This window comes from Bacterioplanes sanyensis (genome assembly GCF_014652515.1).
Lineage (GTDB): Bacteria > Pseudomonadota > Gammaproteobacteria > Pseudomonadales > Oceanobacteraceae > Bacterioplanes > Bacterioplanes sanyensis.
In genome coordinates, this window is the sequence record NZ_BMYY01000001.1 from 515,189 (window position 1) to 533,181 (window position 17,993).

A 17,993-nucleotide genomic window follows, 5' to 3' on the forward strand; every position below is an offset into this window, starting at 1 on the left:
GGTTTACCGCTTATAGCGGCAGTAGCTGCCCCTGGGTTTGCAGCTGCTGTTGCTCGCGCTCATGCCAACGCTGGGCGCGCTCTTCTCCTAGCCATTGTTGGCGCAATTGATAGCGTCGCTGTAAGGCTTGCTCTGGGCTCATTTGCGAATGTTCGCCGAGGGCGATCAAGCGATTGACGTGATCGCGCGGCTCGACATAAGGCGGCTGGCCGAAGCGCTGCTGGTAAGCCTCGATCTGGCTCTGATACCAAGCCAAGCGTTCATCCGGGCTAGCGCCGCTGGTTTCGATAAACAGTTCCGTACGGTGCTCAAAACGTAGGCGCTCGCGCTGAGGCGCGAACACGGTTTGGCTGAGCTGTTGGCCATAGACGGCATCCTGTTGTTGCCAAAACGCCTCAAAAAAGGCCAGCGGCGTTTCAAATTCCGTTACCGGATAATCGTGAGTAAACTGCTGAAAATCCAGCTCACTGTGGTAGCGCATAAGTGTTTCTGCTTGCGCTTCCGTCAGTTGCCACTGTTGCTGCAGCTGCGCACTAAGCCGTTGGCGACAGTCGGGCAGCTTGTGTTGCAGTGAGTCCTTGTGGAGTGAGCCGCTGTGCTGCTGTCTGGCTTCACAGTCCCGCTGCAAACGCTGCAGTGCTTTAGCCGGTGTCACCAACCATTCGGATTGCTGCCAAATCAGTTGCTGCAATTGTTGTTGCAGGCGCTGCTGGCTGGCAGCCAAGGCACCCGCGCGCAGCAAGTCATCGGCGTTGCCGGGTACCTTTGCATCGCTGTGCTGCGCTGCGGCCAGAGGCGTTTTCTCGCCGCTGGCTGAATAGATCAGCTGGGGGGCCTGCCATAGCCCCACAGCGATGATGGCGAGCAGCGCCAGTGGCCAAAGCCTTAGTGACACCAGTTAACCTCCGTCAGACTGCCGTAATGATCACTGTGAGTGTAATAGGCAAGATAGCGTTGACCATCTTGGCCGCGCCATTCGGGTGCCCACACGCTGGTATTGACGCCATCGACACAGCCCTGCGGGCCATTGAGCACCAGGCTGTAGTCAAACCAGGCGTAATCTTTTTCGGCCAGACCATTGGGGCCTGTGTCTTCGCAGCAATCATCTTTGGGCCAATAGGTGTAGCGTAGGCCGTCGCGCACTTGCGTCGCCTGTTGGCGAATCAGGCCCAATTGCTGCCACTGTGGGTGCTGGGTAACGTCGGCAATGGCGCCGCTGTTTTGCAAGTCGGTATTAAAGTCGCCGCCGAACACGATGGCGGCTGGCGGGTATTGCGCTTGATGTTGCTCAACACGCTGACGAATCCACTGAATGGCCTCGCTCATTTGCAGGCGCCGAGCATGGTCATCGCTGCTGTTGCCGCCCAGATGTTGCTCGCTGCCGTACACCAAGTGGGTGTTGAATACGTACACATAGCGGCCGTCTTTTTCGATGATGGCGCCAATGATGCCTTTGCCTTTAACGCTGTCGATACCACTGCTGGCTTGGTATTTGTGATAACCCAACTCTTTGATAAAGCCGTGCTGAGAGAAAATCATCAGCCCAGAGCAGTCGCCTTCGATGTCGCTGCCGTTGCAGTAATTATCACCACCGCCATAGCTGACGCTAAAGCCGCGGGCGGCGAAGTCATCCACTGGGCCGTCTTCGTACATGTCGTCGTAGTCCCAGGCTTCCTGAATCAGAACGACATCGGCGCAGGCAGTGACTTCGCCGAGTGACTGTTCCATTTCATCGCCAAAGTCGTAAACAAAGCCGACGTTATGAAAAATGTTGTAGGTCACGCTGGTAAAGTCAGCGTCGCTTGTGCAGCTGGGGTTGGTGACCCAGGTGGTGGTGAATTGAGTATCAAAGTACTCCAACTCCGACACCTCGTTGTACCAAGCGATGGGGTGAGTGGAGTAGTAGCTGTCCATGGCCGGAGTGTCTGAGCTGGCGTAGGTGGCGCTAGAAAGCAGTGCCAATGCCAGGCTGGCGGTGAGACGGATGATGTTCATGCTGAGCTCCGTTGTTGTTTTTTTAGTCTGATTTTGTACCAAAGTACTGAAATGCACAGGGCGCGATGGGCCAGGCCTCAGTCGTACGGCGTATTGGCTCGATTAGTGATAACCTGTGGCCGCCGTCGCAACGAGACAACAAAAGGATGACAGTAGAATGACAAGCCGATTACGGACGCTGCTGGCTGCAGGGTGTTTGCTGTTAAGCGCACAGGCCAGTGCGGAAACGGGTTTTTATGGCGATATCGCGGTGGGGTTGGGGGTGCAAACCATAGATCGCAGTCAGCAAGAAGACGAAGATCGCTCCGCATTGACCGATGTCGCCAAAGCTGGCGGTGGTGTGCAAATTACGCCGTTTTTCTCCGTTGGCGCGGCGCTGTGGTTGTACGGCCAGGGTTCAAAAGCGGGTGAGGACGTGGCGCAGTTTGATGGCGTCAGTGCCGGTGTCGAGGCGACGGCGTACCTGCCGCTTAATGTGTGGCTGGGCGATGCCAATGGCCCAGTGGTGGGGCCTTATGTGCGCTATGGCCATCATTGTTGGGCGGCGTCTGTGGTGGGCATTGCTAAGCCATGGGACGATGACGGCTGCTCGCCTTTGGTGGCGGCGGGTTTTAGTTTTCGCACCGCGCGTCGTGCGGCGCTGTATGCCGAGTATTCGCGTACCGAATTTGATGAAATTACCTCCGGCAGCATTATTGCCGGTTTGAAAACAAGGTTTTAATTGTGCTGGAAGCGTTTCTTTTACCTCAGGTCATGACGCCCTTAGTGGCGTTGCTGGCATCGCTGCTTTGGTCGGTCATGCACCTACAAAAGCAGCAGCGTGCATGGCGCCAACAGGAGCAAGACTGGGCGCAACAGCTGCAACAACAGCAGCAGCAACTGGCGGATAGTCAGCAACAAGCGCAGCACGTGCAGCTAGAACTGGCGCGCAGCGAAGAGCGAGCAGAGTCGCTGCAGCAACAGCTGAATCATGCACAACAGCGCAGTCTGCAGTTAGAGCAGTCGCTGGAGGATAATCGTCAGCAACAACAACAGCTGCAAACCGAGTTGGCGACGCAACAGGAAGCACGGCAGCAGCAACAGCAAAGCATGGAAGAAAAACTGGCCTTGCTGCAAAGCAATAAAGAAGAGCTATTAAAAGAATTTGAGCGCCTGTCTAATCAGGTGCTAGAGCAAAAAAGCCGGCAGTTTAATGAGCAGCAAAAACAGTTCACTGAGCAAAGCCAAACTGGCCTCAATGCGTTGCTGAATCCCTTTAAAGAGCAACTGGACGGATTACGTAAAAAGGTCGAAGACGTACACCTGCACGATGCCAAAGATCGGGCCTCGTTGCGCAGCCAAATCAGCGAGCTGCATAAACTCAATCAGCAAATGAGCAGCGAAGCACAAGCGTTGACCAACGCCCTGCGCGGCGAGCAAAAAGTGCAGGGCAATTGGGGCGAAATGGTGCTGGAGACAGTACTGGAGCGCTCTGGCTTGCGCGCCGGTATCGAGTATCAGCGCGAACAAAGCCTGCACGATGAACAAGGCCAGCGTTATCGCCCAGACGTAATTATTAACTTGCCAGAAGGCAAGCACATAGTGGTCGATGCCAAAGTCTCACTCACAGCCTACGCCGATGCGGTCAATGCCAGCAATGACGAAGCCCGCGAAGCGGCGGTGAAACGCCATATTGAATCCGTTCGCACCCACATTAAAGGCTTGAGCAGCAAGGCGTATCAGCAATTAGAGGGCATTAATTCGCCCGATTTTGTGTTTTTGTTTATGCCGGTGGAGCCCGCCTTTATGCTGGCTTTTCAGCAGGACGAAAAGCTGTTCAGTGACGCCTTTGAGCAGCGCATTGTGGTGGTTACGCCAACGACCTTGCTGGCGACACTGCGTACGGTGGCCAGTTTGTGGGCCATCGAGCGGCGCAATCGTAACACCGAAAAAATCGCCGATCAGGCACGCTTGGTGTACGAAAAAGTCGTCACCCTGGTGGAGCACATGGAAAAACTGGGCAAGCAGCTCAATACCGCGCAGGGCACTTACGACGACGTGTGGCGCTCGTTGCGTGAAGGACGCGGCAACTTACTCAGTCGCGCCGATACCTTCCAGAAGCTGGGTGTGCGGGTGAAAAAAGAGCTGTCGCAGACCTTGGTGGAAGAAGCCAATGCCGAGGCTGAGCTGTATGAATCGCTGCAGGCGCCATCCTCTGAGCAATAGTCGGGCGCTAACTCACCGCTTGGCGTTCGCGCCTGCGCCGCGCTCAGGTATACTGCCGCCTTTTTTCTGTCTGAGTCGCGTATGAGTGAGTTTGACCAACAGCCAGATCGTATTTATCAACATCGTCAAGGCGAGGTCGGGGACTTTGCCTTCGACAGCGCGGTGGCGCGCGTTTTTCCCGATATGATTCAGCGCTCGGTGCCGGGCTACGCCGAAACCGTCGCCATGTCGGGCATCATTGCGGGTCGTTATGCTCAAGCCAATACCCGGTTATACGACTTAGGGTGTTCGCTAGGTGCGGTGACGCTGGCCATGCGCCACGGCGTTAAAGCTGAGGGCTGTCGCATTATTGGCCTGGACAATTCTGACTCCATGATCGAGCGGGCGCGGCATTATGTGGCGCTGGACGATGGCCGTGTCGAGGTAGAACTGCACTGTGCGGACATTACTCAGGTTGAGCTCAGCAATGCGTCGGTCACGGCATTAAATTTCGTACTGCAGTTTATCGCACCGAGCGAGCGCCTAGCGCTGCTGCAAAAAATTGCGGCTGCAACCTGTGACGGCGGCGCGCTGATTTTGTCAGAGAAATTGTGCTTCGATGACATCGAGCAGCGCATTCAAACCGAGTTGCATCATGATTTTAAGCGCGCCAATGGCTACTCCGATTTAGAAATCGCGCAAAAGCGCAGTGCCATTGAAAATGTGCTGATTCCTGAAACGGAAGCTGTGCACATTGAACGGTTACGACAAGCCGGTTTTCGCCACGTTGTGCGCTGGTATCAGTGCTTTAACTTTGCCTCTTTTCTAGCGATTAAATAATGCCTGACGTAAACACTCCGCCAGCCACTGCGCACACTATGTTGTCTTGGTTTGATGATTTATTGGCTTGGTTGCCGCAGTCTCCCCTGGCGCCTTGGGCGCAGCACTTACCGCAGCAATTGCAGCAAATTTTGGTGGATAAGCAACACGGTGATGTACCGCGTTGGCTGGATGCTCTTGAATCACTGCCAGCGATTGATTCGGTACAAGCCGACTTAACGGCTAACGACATCGCATTAAGCAGCCCAAGTTTAAGCGCACAGCAAGCGCAACAGGTCGAACAAGGTCTGCGCGGTTTGATGCCTTGGCGCAAGGGGCCGTTTCGATTTTTTGATACCCATATTGATACTGAGTGGCGCTCGGATTGGAAATGGCAACGGGTGCAGCCGCATATCGCACCACTAAAAGGTCGGCTGGTATTGGACGTGGGCTGTGGCTCGGGTTATCACCTATGGCGTATGTTGGGCGAAGGCGCACAACGGGTCATTGGCGTTGATCCGTCGCGGCTATTTTTGATGCAGTTTCAGGCCTACAAAAAATACCTGCAAACCCAGCAAGCCGAGGTACCTGCGCACTTATTGCCGCTGCGCATGGAAGATGTGCCGGCCAAACTAAAAGGCTTTGATACTGTTTTTTCGATGGGGGTTTTGTATCACCGCAAATCGCCCATTGAGCATTTGCAGGAGCTGAAAGATGCTCTGCGCCCAGGCGGCGAACTGGTGTTGGAAACCTTGGTCATCGACGGCCCGTTGGGGCATTGCTTAATGCCAGAAGATCGCTATGCCATGATGCGCAATGTCTGGTTTATTCCATCCGTCGAGACCTTGTTGTTGTGGTGTCGACGTGTAGGGCTATCTAACGCTCGTTTGGTAGATTTAAACCAAACCAGTTTGGAAGAGCAGCGGCAAACGGATTGGATGCGCTTTAACTCGCTGGCGGACTTTCTTGATCCTAACAATCCAAAGCTGACGGCTGAAGGTTATCCAGCGCCTTTGCGAGCGGTGATTGTGGCTAACGCCTGATAGAATGCGTCAGGCGTTAAACGCCGTTTATGGCACTATGGTATTGCTGGGAATACGCCATAAAACAGGCGGCGACAGCTTAAAAATGATTGTCGCCTGACATACCTGCTGCGCCATGACATACATGCCAAGGCCTGCTCTTGTGTCTGACGCTGGCCTGGTCTTTTATGAAAGCCTGGGTTCATTCAAGAGGGCAGCCGCCATGTCAGATACACACGACTCCCTGTTCGTTTCCTGTCACTGTTTGCGCCCGCGCTGGCAGGTGTGTCTGGATAGCCCGGTTGGGCACTGGCAGTTGCAAGCCTGTGATCATTCGCTATGGCAATGCCATCATACCGATCAACCCCATGCACATGCCGTTGATGAACAGTGGCCCTCTTGGTTATTGGCATTGGTCGTGAACTGGCAAAAGGGCTGGCAAACTGGACGGCTGTTAGGTATTCCACTCAGAAATCAAGGCTCTGATTTGCAGCGCGATATTTGGCAGCACCTGATGACCATTGAACAAGGCGACGTTGTTAGTTACCAACAAGTGGCGACTGCGGTTAACAAGCCTCAGGCTGTGCGAGCGGTGGCTAACGCCATTGGGCGCAACCCTTGGTGGTGGCTGGTGCCGTGTCATCGGGTCATTGGCAGTGATTACCGCTTGCGGGGCTATGCCGGTGGCCTAGACCTCAAGATTAAGTTGCTGGCTTATGAAGGCTTGCAAGTCGGTCAATCTGAGCAAGCGGAGCGTGCCCGTATTCTTGCCTGACTCTTCATTATGAGGGCAAGCAAAGTTCTTAATTGCAACTGACAGGCACTGCTAGGCTGAAAAACTTATGCAAGACCGTTACACTCCCTGTCCCAATCGCTCCCGGCGCAGAGAATTGATCCGTCGCCGGGTGCAGTCATTCAACTAAGCGATCACAGCTGTTGGCCACATGGTCTTGGGCCTGTGCAGGAAATAACTATGTCTTGGTGGACGGAGTTCCCGCAACTCAGCCGGGTAGAACTGATGCAATTACGCAAAACACTGGACGATGCGTATCTAGAATTTTCACGTGAGCATGGCGGTGCGATAGAAGCTTTCTTTGACCCCTTGCTAACTTTTCTAGTGTGGTTTGAAAAGCTCTTGATTGCTGCGCCTTGGTGGTTGGTGATTGCGGCATTGATGGCCATTACCCATATGGCCGCGCGATCGCTTAAGTTGACCCTGGGCGTTGGCATCGCACTTTTTGGTGTGGGTTTTTTGGGCATGTGGGAAGACACCATGAGCACGCTCAGCATCATCACTGTGTGTACCTTGTTAGCCATTTTGATGGGCGTGCCGACGGGTATTTTGATGGCGCGCAGTGATCGTGCGCAAAAAGTCATTACGCCGGTGTTGGATGTTATGCAAACCATGCCGGCGTTTGTGTATTTAATTCCGGTGGTGATGCTGCTGGGTATTGGCAAAATTCCAGGCGTGATTGCGGTGGTGATTTATGCCATTCCGCCAGTGATTCGTTTGACCAGTTTAGGCATTCGCCTAGTTGATAAAGACGTTTTAGAAGCGGCGGATGCCTACGGTGTGCGCCCTTGGCAGCGGCTCATAAAAATACAATTGCCGTTGGCGCTGCCCAATATTATGGCCGGTATTAATCAGACCATTATGATGGCGCTGGCGATGGTGGTGATTGCCTCCATGATTGGCGTCTCGGGCTTAGGTCAGCCGGTGTTAAAGTCCATTACCAATCAGTACTTTACCCTTGGGCTGTTAAATGGTGGTGCCATTGTGGTGTTGGCAATTATTTTTGATCGCGTGTCTCAAGCGTATGCGCGTCGCTCCCAACGCTACATGAAGGGGGCATAAATGGGCTCGCCAGTAATAGAAATTCAGAGTTTATACAAACTTTTTGGTGAGCACGCCAAGCAGCATTTAGCGCGGGTCAAAGCCGGCGACAGTAAAGAAGAGATTCTCAGTGCCACAGGTCATACGTTGGGATTGAAAGATATTAATCTATCGATTAATGCTGGCGAAATCTTTGTCATTATGGGGCTGTCGGGGTCTGGCAAGTCGACTTTGATTCGTCATTTTAATCGTTTGATTGATCCGACCGAAGGCAAGGTGGTGGTTGAAGGCCAGGACATTATGACCCTGAATGCCCGCCAGCTGCGCAGCTTTCGTCAGCGCAAAATGTCGATGGTGTTTCAGCGCTTTGGTCTACTGCCGCACTATACGGTGCTCGATAACGTAGCGTTTGGCTTAGAGGCACAAAGCCAGTCTAAGCAACAACGCTTGGCCAGCGCGCGCCAATGGCTCGAAACCGTTGGCCTAAGCGGCTATGAAGATCAATACCCAGCGCAACTGTCCGGTGGTCAGCAGCAACGGGTAGGATTGGCCAGAGCCTTATGCACCGATGCGGAAATTTTGCTGATGGATGAAGCGTTTTCGGCGTTGGATCCGCTGATTCGCAGTGAAATGCAAGACCAATTGATTGAGCTGCAGGGGCAGCTTAAAAAGACCATTGTGTTTATTACCCACGACCTCGACGAAGCCTTAAGGATCGGTGATCGTATAGCAATCTTGCGTGACGGTGAGTTGGTGCAGGTAGGTGCGCCTGCGGATATTTTACTGCACCCTGCCGATGACTATGTCGAGAAGTTTGTCCGCGATGTTAATCGTGCCCGCGCACTGACAGTGAACACGGTCATGCAACCAGCGCAGCATCGAATTTCAGTCAACACCATTAATGAAGCCTTGGCGCAGATGCGAACACGACAAGTGGATTACGCTTTTTATGTCAATGAACAAGGCTATCAGGGTGCCTTAAGCCAACAGCGCTTGGCGACCTTAGCGCAGCATGATGGTAGCGCTGAACTAGCAAACGATCACTACGAAGAGGCGGTCATTGTCTCTCCCGATGCCGTGTTAGAGGAAGTCATTCCGCAAACGCTTGAGCAAAGCATGCCGCTGGCCGTGGTCGATGACGAAGGCCAACTGACAGGCCAGCTCAGTCGTGATGATGTGGTGCAGGTGTTAAGCCGCTCAGCTGTTAAATAATGCTGTGAGCGCATTTTGCGCTCAAGTTACGGAGTTGTTATGAAAAATAATGCAGCCATTAATCCAGCCTGGCTGGCGGTTGCCGGTGCAGTGGGCATGGCCACCATGGGCGTGATGTCGCGTAACGCGGGTGTGGATGCTGCGGTTATTACCTTTTATCGCCTTGGAGTGGGGGCGGTGCTGGTGTTTGCGTGGCTACTGGCTCAAAGCTGTCAGTGGCATAAGCCACGCGCTTTAACCTTACTTGGTGGTGTTTTTCTCGCGGGTTTTATTGTGTTTTATGTTGAAGCCATGAATTACACCACCATGGCCAATGCCATCTTGGTGGTGTACTTGGCGCCTGTGTGTGCAGCGATTGCCGGCCATTTTATTTGGCAAGAGCATATTAATCGTTGGCAGTTGTTGTGCATTTTTGTGGCGTTATTTGGCTTCGCCATGGTGATGGAGTTTCGCTTAGACATCAGCGGCAGCGATGCAAAAGGGCTGGCCTATGCGGCGCTGGCGATGCTGGCTTACGCGGCTTTTATGCTATTAAATCGCCACAATAAAGATACCTTGCCAGCGTCGCAGGCAACGCTGTGGCAGCTGGCGGTAGGCGGACTTTTAATGTTGTTATTGGCTGGTCCGCAGAATGTGATGGTACCGCTGGAGGTGCTGCCTTGGGCCTTAGCAACGGCGCTGATACCGGGCTTTTTGGCCATGGCGCTAACCGTGGCGGCCATGCAGCGCTTGCCGACCGCGGTGTTCGGCACTCTGGCCTACAGTGAGCCGGTGGCCGTTGTGGTATTCGGCTGGTGGTTGTTTGCTGAGCAATTAAGCGCCCTGCAAATGGCTGGTTGTGGTGTGATTATTGTTGCCGGCATTTTTCAGGCACGCTTTGCTAAAGTTGAGCGCGTTGCCCCAGCTGCTGGGCTAACTTCCTAGGTCGGGGTTGCACTTTCAGTTAGAAAGCGGAATACTCAAACGTATGAAGAATTTGATGACACCCTCGCAAATCCCATTTGAGCACGTACTGAAAACAGTTCGTGTTGCGGGCGCGTGTGTGTTTTTTGGCTGGTTTGGTTATGGCTATTTTTGCCAGTACCCGGGCCGTCGCTAATAAGTGATACATCGGCAGTCCGGGCAGCTCGGACTGCCAACGGAAAACCCCGAACGGCAGTCGCGCCGCTCGGGGTTTTTTTTTGCCATTGCATCACATGATGACTCAGAACGTGAGGAAGAGTTATGCAACACAGTGCAAGCAAGTCAGTGTCTTGGTGGTATGCGTTTGGAATCTGCTGGCGATTTTATCGTTATTGAATTTTTTAGTTCTAAGCCGATTTCAATCACTCTGGAGATACATGTATGACTGGCTGCACCCATGCACTTGCTTCAAATGACGATTCATTAAATCCTATGCCAACGCAATTAAGCTCGGTGGCTTCGGTTGCTGAGTTACGCCGACAGCTACCGCTCAGCGCTGCAGTGCAGGCGCAAGTAAGACAACACCGCCAAGCAATTCGGCGCTGTTTATCCGGCGACGATCGACGTTTATTGGTGATCGTTGGCCCTTGCTCATTGCACGATGACAGCGCCGCGCTGGAATATGGCAACCAGCTGAGGGCGTTGAGCGAGCAGTTGCAGGATCAACTGCTCATTGTCATGCGGGCTTATGTTGAAAAACCGCGCACGCGCGTGGGTTGGAAGGGCATGGCCTATGACCCGCTGCGTGATGGCTTGGGCAACATGGAGCTAGGGCTGACGCGCTCCCGACGGCTGATGCGTCAACTGCTAGAGCTGGGCTTGCCGCTGGCGAATGAGGTGCTTAACCCGTTAGTGTCGCCGTACTTTGAGGATTTGATCAGTTGGGCAGCGATTGGTGCTCGCACAGCTGAGTCCCAGCCCCATCGTGAGCTAGTCAGTGGTTTGCCACTGCCTGTTGGGATTAAAAATAGCACGGATGGCTCCGTCGATAATGCGATTAATGCCATGGTAGCGGCGCGCCATCCTCATCACACATTGGGCATGAATGATGAGGGGCAGTTAGCCATGGCGACCACAGCGGGCAATGCGGATACCCATTTGGTCTTGCGTGGTGGACATGGGCTAACCAACTACGACACTGACTCCATCATTCACGCTGCGCAGACAGCCGAGGCGGCGCACTGCAGCGCCAGGGTGCTGGTGGATTGCAGCCATGCCAATGCTGAGAAACAGCACCGTCGGCAAATGGATATTGCCCGTCAGGTAGTGGCGCAACGGCAGCAGCAAGCGCCGGTATTGGGCATTATGCTGGAGAGCTTTTTAGTTGAAGGCCGCTGTGATGATGGCTCAGTGTATGGGCAATCTATTACCGATCCGTGTTTGGGTTGGGAGCAAACAGAAGCCCTGCTGAGGGAACTGCATCAGCAGTTATCCGTGCCGGCAAACCATACTCGCTGGTAGGTTAAATTGTTAGGCGGGTGAGGGTATGCGCAATACCCACGCCCGATTATATGGCTTAAACATCTCAGCATCAGGAGGACGCGTGACGGTTATTTATCAAGCGCAAAATGCCATTGAGGCGCATATGCTGGTAGGATTGTTGCACCAGCATGGTTGTGTATCGGCACGCGTTGAAGGTGATGGTTTGCAGGGTGCGGTCGGAGAGCTGCCTACCATGGACTTGGTTAGAATCCAAGTAAATGATAATGAAGTAGACCACGCTCGCGACATCATTCAGGCATGGGAGCAACAACAGCCGGCTACGCCGGAAGAACCATCTTCGTCGTCCTCCGATTGGATCAATGGGGTAATGCTGGGCTTTATCGTCGGTGTTGTGGTGACGCTGCTGTTCGTGAGTCAATGAGAGCGTGACTCGTCTGGTGGACTGATTTTTTTGGGAATCACTAAGCGAAAGGCGGTGCCTTGCTCACTCTCGTCCAGTGTAATGTCACCTTGCAGGCGCTGTTTGACGATGTTGTAAACCAAATGCATGCCTAAGCCCGTGCCGCCTTGGCCGCGCTTGGTGGTATAAAAAGGGTCAAATATTTTTTGCTTGGCTTCATCCGATAAGCCGCAGCCGTCATCGCGGTAGCAAATAACGACGTTGCCGCGCTCTTCGGCGCAAATAATGTCAATGTGACCGTCGTTGCGGTGTTCAAAGCCATGCAGCAATGAGTTCATCACCAGATTGGTAATGACCTGAGAAATGGCACCCGGCAAGGTTTGCAGGCGCAAACTGGTAGAGCAATCAATATTAACTTGGTGCTGTGTTTGCTTAAAGCGCGGTGATAGGGTCTCCATGACTTCATGCAAATAATCGTGCAAGCTAAATTCGCGAATATGCGCACCGGTCTGATCTTCCGAGACTTGTTTAAAGCTCTTAATCAGGTGCGCCGCACGCTGCAAGTTTTTGTCTAGGATGCCGAGGCTTTCATCCATCATGGCGGTAAAGTCGACAAAATCTTGTTTGCGAATATTGCCGCTATCGAAGCGCTCACGCAGCTCTTTGTAGTTGTCGTCTATGTAGGAGTGAATGGTGATGCAAAGGCCCAGCGGAGTGTTAATTTCATGGGCGATGCCTGCCACCATGCCGCCCAAAGACGACAGCTTTTCAGCCTCGATTAACTTGCTTTGGGTGCTGTGCAGCTCCGACAGGGTGTGATTGAGCTCGTCGACGGTCTTTTGCAAGTTCTCTGTACGCTCAATGACTCTGTCTTCGAGCTCTGCATTCACGGTTTTTAGTTGTTGCTGCGCTAAGGTGCGCTGTTGCAGTTCATTGTTCATCTGTGCGCTGAGCGAGTTGAACGCATCAATCAATGTGTCTATTTCATCACCAGCTTGGCTTTGATGGATAGATAACGGCTCATGATTTTGCGTCTTTAGACGTTCGTTAACCTCGGCCGCCATCGACAATACCCGGCGGTTGATGAGGCGATGGACCACGGCGCCGAGCAAACTGGCCAACAACAGCATGCTAAACAACTGAGCCACAATGCTGGATAACGCCGCTTGAAAAGCAGCGTCAAAAACAGCTTCTCGGTCGAAGGCGATTTCCAATTTCCCCAGCACGCGCTCATTAAAGCGAATGTCCATATCATGAATGTAATCATGATGTGGTCGGGCACCACGCTCGATATTAAGGTTAAGATTATCGGTTACCCGCACATAGGCAATGGCGTCTAGGTTCTCAATGCCCTGTACTTGAGTGCGGATTTGTACCTCATCGTAAAACCACAGACTAAAGCCCAAGGATTCCAGATAACTGGAGCGAATATCGTCGAGGCGTTTTTCGAAGGTATCGAGTTGTTGCTGATAGTTCCAGAAAGCGATGCCAGCACCAACAGAAATAGCCAAGGCCAGTGACGCCGCCGCAAAGTACAGAATAATGCGCCACACCAATGATTGGTGGCGATGATTGCTGCGACTGGCAGGGCGGGTATCAGAAACCGTGGCTGGCATGCAAAAGGGCGCCTTAACAACATGAATACCGACAGTGTAGACGAAGGGTCATTGGGCTTCATCGTCATTTATAGAACCTGTGGCGAGGCGCGGGCATCTTGCCCGCGCTGGTCACGCTGCAGGCGTCATGCGTTTATGCATAGCGCTGTAATAGAGCAGCGGAATGATCACTAGGGTGAGGGCCGTCGAGATTAAAATACCGAAAATCAGTGAAATCGCTAGGCCGTTAAAGATGGGGTCATCGAGAATAAAGAAGGCCCCGACCATGGCCGCAACGCCTGTTAGTACGATGGGACGAGCCCGCACGGCAGCAGAAGTAACGATGGCATCTTTAAACGCCATGCCTTCTTGATGTTTCTGGTTGATAAAGTCGACCAGCAAGATGGAGTTACGCACAATGATACCGGCCAAAGCAATCATGCCAATCATCGAGGTTGCCGTGAACTGGGCGCCAAATAGAGCATGGCCAGGCATGACGCCAATGACGGTCAACGGAATGGGTGCCATGATGATCAGGGGCACTAAGTAGGAGCGGAACTGAGCGACGACGAGTAAGTAAATCAAGATCATGCCAATGGCGTAAGCGATGCCCATATCACGAAACGTTTCATAGGTGATTTGCCACTCGCCATCCCATTTGATGGCGGTATCAAATGGCATCGGTGGTTGGCGAATAAAGAACTGTGGCCAGTTGAGGCCTGCTTCTTCGAGATTCAGGGTAATATCGTATAGGCCATACAGCGGGCTATCGAGGTCGCCTACCATGTCACCTGTTACAAACACAACAGGCTGTAGGTTCTTACGGTAAATATTCTTTTCCACCTGTTCTTGGTGCACGCTGATGAGATCACCTAGCGCTACAAACTGTCCTCCAGCAGCACGCACTTTCATACTCAGCAGCGCGTCTAAACTGGCGCGATCACCATCACCAAAGCCTACACGTATGGGAAGTGGGTACTTGGATTGACCATTGTGCAGGTAGCTGACATCCTCGCCACCCAATGCCGTATTAATGGCTTGCACAATAGTGGCCTGAGCGATACCCAGTTGGGCCGCACGCTGACGGTCGACGCTGATGCGCAGTAGCGGTTGGTCGCCTTCAACCCAATCATCAACATCGACGATGCCAGCGGTGTTTTCGAAGACGGCCCGTAAGCGCTTAGCAGCGTCAATTTGGCGCTGGTAGTCAGTGCCATATACCTCGGCCACAATAGGTGCCATGACGGGCGGTCCAGGCGGAACTTCCACCACTTTGACGTTGGCTTGATAGCGCTTGCCAATGGCGTGTAGAGCTGGTCTTACGGATAAGGCAATATCATGGCTTTGACGATCACGTTGCGATTTATCCACCAGATTGACTTGCAGATCCCCTTGATGAGGCAGTGAGCGCAAATAATACTGTCTCACTAGGCCGTTGAAGTTAATCGGTGCCGAGGCGCCAGCATAGAGCTGGATGTCTTTAACTTCTGGCACTTTGCTCAGCTCAGCGCTGAGCGCCTCCAGTACTGCCAATGTCTGCTCCATCGGCGTACCTTCCGGCATATCGACCACCACTTGAAACTCAGATTTGTTGTCGAAAGGCAGCATTTTCATCACCACCAGTTTGGCTGCCGGTAATGCTACGGCTAGGCCAATGACGGCAGTAACGGCGGCAAAGAGCAGCCAGCGCCGGCGACCGCTGTCGATAAATGGACGCATCAAACGGTTGAAAAATGCATACACTCGACCATCCATTTCCTGCTCATGGGCTGATGCAGCATTACTATTTTTGGGGGTGGCCTTATCGCGCTCAAATTGACGGCGTAGCAAGGCGTAAGATAACCAAGGGGTCACAACAAACGCGATGATCAGTGAGATCAACATGCCGGTCGAGGCATTGATCGGGATTGGGCTCATATAGGGGCCCATTAATCCCGACACAAAAGCCATCGGCATCAGCGCCGCGATGACGGTAAAGGTGGCGAGAATGGTCGGGCCGCCCACTTCGTCGACGGCTTGGGGAATGATCTCTAGTAGTTTTTGTCCGCCGAGGTGCATATGACGATGAATATTTTCGACCACCACGATGGCGTCATCGACCAAAATACCGATCGAAAAAATCAGTGCAAACAGCGATACGCGATTGAGAGTAAAGCCCCATACCCAAGAAGCAAACAAGGTAATGGCAAGGGTGATGAAAATCGCGCCTCCTACGATCACAGCCTCACGCCAGCTCATGGTGGCCAATACCAGTACCACGACGGCTGCGGTGGCGAATAACAGCTTGGCCATGAGCTGATCGGATTTGGTTTTAGCGGTTTGACCATAGTCTCGGGTGACTTCAACGTTCACGGCATCGGGAATTAAGGTGCCTTGCAGTTGCGTCAGGCGCTGGCGGATGGCTGTCGTGATGTCGATGGCATTGGTGCCGGGCTGCTTGGCAATGGCCACGGTCACGGCGGGCTGGCTATGGCTACCCGGTTGCACGAACTGCACCTGCTGATTAGGGGTGTCAGCGCGTTGGGCAATTTGAGCAACATCACGCAGATACACCAACCCCTGGTTGGTTTTGCCAACGATTAGGGCACCGACCTCATCAGCTGTTTGCAAAAAGTCACCGGCTTGTACCCGAATAATTTGGTTGTTGCGTACAGTGGACTGCAGCTGGCCACCAACATTCGCCGATTGCAGTGCGCGGCGAACATCGTCAAACGCCAGACCGTGGCCATTCATTCGTGCCGGATCAAGCTCGACATCTATCAAACTGGTTTGCTGACCTAGGGTGTAGATATCGCGGGTACCGGTGACACGCTTGAGCTCGTCTTCGAGGGTGTGCGCCACTTTGGTCAGGTCCGCACCACTGATGTCATTATCTGCCGACCATAAGGTCAAGCTCATAATAGGCACATCATCGATGCCCATGGGCTTAACCACGGGTTGCATTACGCCAAGGCTGGGCGGAAACCAGTCGCGGTGGGAGTGCACTTGGTTATAGAGATTGACGATGGCTTGTTGCCGCGGAATGCCGACCTCAAATGCGACGGTTAGCACGGCTTGGCCGGGTTGGCTAATCGAGAAAACATCATCCACACCGGCCATTTCCGACAGCACTTGCTCGGCAGGAATGGCCACCATTTGCTCGACCTCTCTAGCGCTCGCGCCGGGAAACCCAATAAAGACATTGGCAAAGGTCACATCGATTTGTGGTTCTTCTTCTTTGGGGGTGACGACGATGGCAAAGGCACCCAATAGCAAACCAATCAACGCCAACAAAGGGGTGATGGCGGAGTTTTGGAAAGCAGCGGCAATGCGGCCAGAAATGCCCAGACTCATTGACTGCCTCCTTGTTGTGCCAGGTGTGCATAGGCGTCACTGTGATAGCGCTCGCCTGCGCTTAGACCTGATAACACTTCTCTCCATGGAGCATTATCGCGTTCGACAATATGACCCAGTCGTACCTGCCTGAGGTGGGTGCCAGTATCCGTTGCAATAAACAGTGCGCTAATTTCCCCGCGTTGAAAAATAGCGCTGGCAGGTACCAGTAGAGCCTCTCTCTGGCCGCTGGTGATGGCCACCTTGGCCCAGCTGCCTGGCATTAACGCGGTGTCTTCTGTCAGTTGGGCGCGCAAGCGCACACTGTGATGTTGCGGGTCAGCATAAGGAAAAACATTGGTACTGACCGCGGGATACGATCCTTGAGCGGTCTCGACGGTGACACGGCCTACTTGTTGGGCAAGGTATTGCGGGATGTCGGCAACGGCCCTCAGCGGTGTGGGGGCAAAGCCAGACATAAGTGCCTGTCCTGGGCTGACCCACTCACCGATTTCTACATGGCGTGCTTTAACTATGCCACTGTAAGGCGCTTTGACGCGGGTATAGCTTAATTGCTGCTGTGCCCGAACCAAGCCGGCACGAGCGGCTTCCACCGCGGCTTGGGTGCTTTTGGCGGTGGCGATGGTGCTATCCAACTCCCCCTTCGACAGAGTGCCTTGTTGGTACAAGCGCTGGTTACGCTTCAGCAATACCTGAGCGTCCTCGTTTTGTGCCAGCGCCTTGGCAAGGTTCGCTTCTGCTTGGGAAACCCCGGCACGTTGCTCGGTGCTATCAATTTCTAGCAAAAGGTCGCCCTGACTGACTCGGTCATTCACATCAAAATGCAACCGAACCACAGCCCCCGCAGTTTGGGCTGAAATAGTGCTTTCGTTTACTGGCTCAATGCGAGCATCAATGCGTACGACATTATCTACGGTGGTAGGCTTGGCCGTTAGCATATCGGCTTGGCTGAAAGGCGCCGCCAAAGCTAGGGTGATCAGCAGTATCGGCGTCAGTCGGCGCAGCGAAGCATTCATGGCAACTCCTCATTGTTGGTTGCGTCATCACAAGGTTAACTGATTTTATATTACTTCATGGGAATATTGTAATTCTTTGTGGATGATTCTTTCTGCTATCAGCATGATTGGAAATTTCGATTGTGATCTGTGGCTGATATGACTGACACTATAGTCAAGTTGGATGACGAAGAAGGC

The 17,993-nt window shown here is 53.2% G+C and carries 15 protein-coding genes; 10 read left to right on the top strand and 5 right to left on the bottom strand.

Annotated features, from left to right (window positions below):
* Window positions 1-10: 10 nt before the first annotated feature.
* Window positions 11-895 carry a hypothetical protein gene (locus tag IE090_RS02435; RefSeq protein WP_189386736.1) on the bottom strand — a complete coding sequence of 295 codons (885 nt, stop codon included), beginning with the start codon at window positions 893-895 and terminating at the stop codon, window positions 11-13.
* A complete protein-coding gene (locus IE090_RS02440; protein ID WP_189386737.1) occupies window positions 886-1,995 on the bottom strand; it encodes an endonuclease/exonuclease/phosphatase family protein in 1,110 nt (369 codons plus the stop codon). The genes IE090_RS02435 and IE090_RS02440 overlap by 10 nt, the downstream gene beginning before the upstream one ends.
* A 157-nt stretch (window positions 1,996-2,152) precedes the next feature.
* Here IE090_RS02440 and IE090_RS02445 point away from each other — a divergent pair, with 157 nt between their 5' ends.
* From IE090_RS02445 to IE090_RS02490, 10 genes are all read left to right on the top strand, one after another.
* Window positions 2,153-2,716: an outer membrane beta-barrel protein gene (locus tag IE090_RS02445; protein ID WP_189386738.1), complete on the top strand. Its 564-nt coding sequence runs from the start codon at window positions 2,153-2,155 to the stop codon at window positions 2,714-2,716.
* A 2-nt stretch (window positions 2,717-2,718) separates the two neighbouring features.
* A complete protein-coding gene (locus IE090_RS02450) occupies window positions 2,719-4,200 on the top strand; it encodes a DNA recombination protein RmuC (protein ID WP_229815379.1) in 1,482 nt (493 codons plus the stop codon).
* An 81-nt stretch (window positions 4,201-4,281) separates the two neighbouring features.
* Window positions 4,282-5,019: a carboxy-S-adenosyl-L-methionine synthase CmoA gene (gene cmoA / locus IE090_RS02455; RefSeq protein ID WP_189386739.1), complete on the top strand. Its 738-nt coding sequence runs from the start codon at window positions 4,282-4,284 to the stop codon at window positions 5,017-5,019.
* A 38-nt stretch (window positions 5,020-5,057) separates the two neighbouring features.
* The gene (gene cmoB / locus IE090_RS02460; protein WP_189386740.1) at window positions 5,058-6,041 is read left to right on the top strand and encodes a tRNA 5-methoxyuridine(34)/uridine 5-oxyacetic acid(34) synthase CmoB; all 984 of its coding nucleotides are present in this window, start codon (window positions 5,058-5,060) and stop codon (window positions 6,039-6,041) included.
* Between the two features lie 202 nt (window positions 6,042-6,243).
* Window positions 6,244-6,795 (top strand): methylated-DNA--[protein]-cysteine S-methyltransferase, encoded by a 552-nt coding sequence (locus IE090_RS02465; protein ID WP_189386741.1) that lies wholly within the window; start codon window positions 6,244-6,246, stop codon window positions 6,793-6,795.
* Between the two features lie 198 nt (window positions 6,796-6,993).
* On the top strand, window positions 6,994-7,875 hold the full coding sequence (locus IE090_RS02470; protein ID WP_189386742.1) for an ABC transporter permease: 882 nt from the start codon (window positions 6,994-6,996) through the stop codon (window positions 7,873-7,875).
* Entirely contained in the window at window positions 7,876-9,066 is a 1,191-nt protein-coding gene (locus IE090_RS02475) for a quaternary amine ABC transporter ATP-binding protein (protein ID WP_189386743.1), read from the top strand.
* A 39-nt stretch (window positions 9,067-9,105) separates the two neighbouring features.
* Window positions 9,106-9,990, top strand: a complete 885-nt coding sequence (locus IE090_RS02480; protein ID WP_189386744.1) for a DMT family transporter — start codon at window positions 9,106-9,108, stop codon at window positions 9,988-9,990.
* A 471-nt stretch (window positions 9,991-10,461) separates the two neighbouring features.
* Entirely contained in the window at window positions 10,462-11,490 is a 1,029-nt protein-coding gene (locus IE090_RS02485; RefSeq protein WP_189386745.1) for a 3-deoxy-7-phosphoheptulonate synthase, read from the top strand.
* Between the two features lie 82 nt (window positions 11,491-11,572).
* Window positions 11,573-11,893: a putative signal transducing protein gene (locus tag IE090_RS02490; RefSeq protein ID WP_189386746.1), complete on the top strand. Its 321-nt coding sequence runs from the start codon at window positions 11,573-11,575 to the stop codon at window positions 11,891-11,893.
* Here IE090_RS02490 and IE090_RS02495 read toward each other — a convergent pair.
* From IE090_RS02495 to IE090_RS02505, 3 genes are all read right to left on the bottom strand, one after another.
* Window positions 11,887-13,488, bottom strand: coding sequence for a sensor histidine kinase (locus IE090_RS02495; RefSeq protein ID WP_189386747.1), 1,602 nt, complete (start codon window positions 13,486-13,488; stop codon window positions 11,887-11,889). The genes IE090_RS02490 and IE090_RS02495 overlap by 7 nt on opposite strands.
* Before the next feature lie 111 nt (window positions 13,489-13,599).
* On the bottom strand, window positions 13,600-16,800 hold the full coding sequence (locus IE090_RS02500) for an efflux RND transporter permease subunit (RefSeq protein WP_189386748.1): 3,201 nt from the start codon (window positions 16,798-16,800) through the stop codon (window positions 13,600-13,602).
* Window positions 16,797-17,816, bottom strand: a complete 1,020-nt coding sequence (locus IE090_RS02505; RefSeq protein ID WP_189386749.1) for an efflux RND transporter periplasmic adaptor subunit — start codon at window positions 17,814-17,816, stop codon at window positions 16,797-16,799. Before IE090_RS02505 ends, IE090_RS02500 begins: the two co-directional genes overlap by 4 nt.
* Window positions 17,817-17,993: the final 177 nt, after the last annotated feature.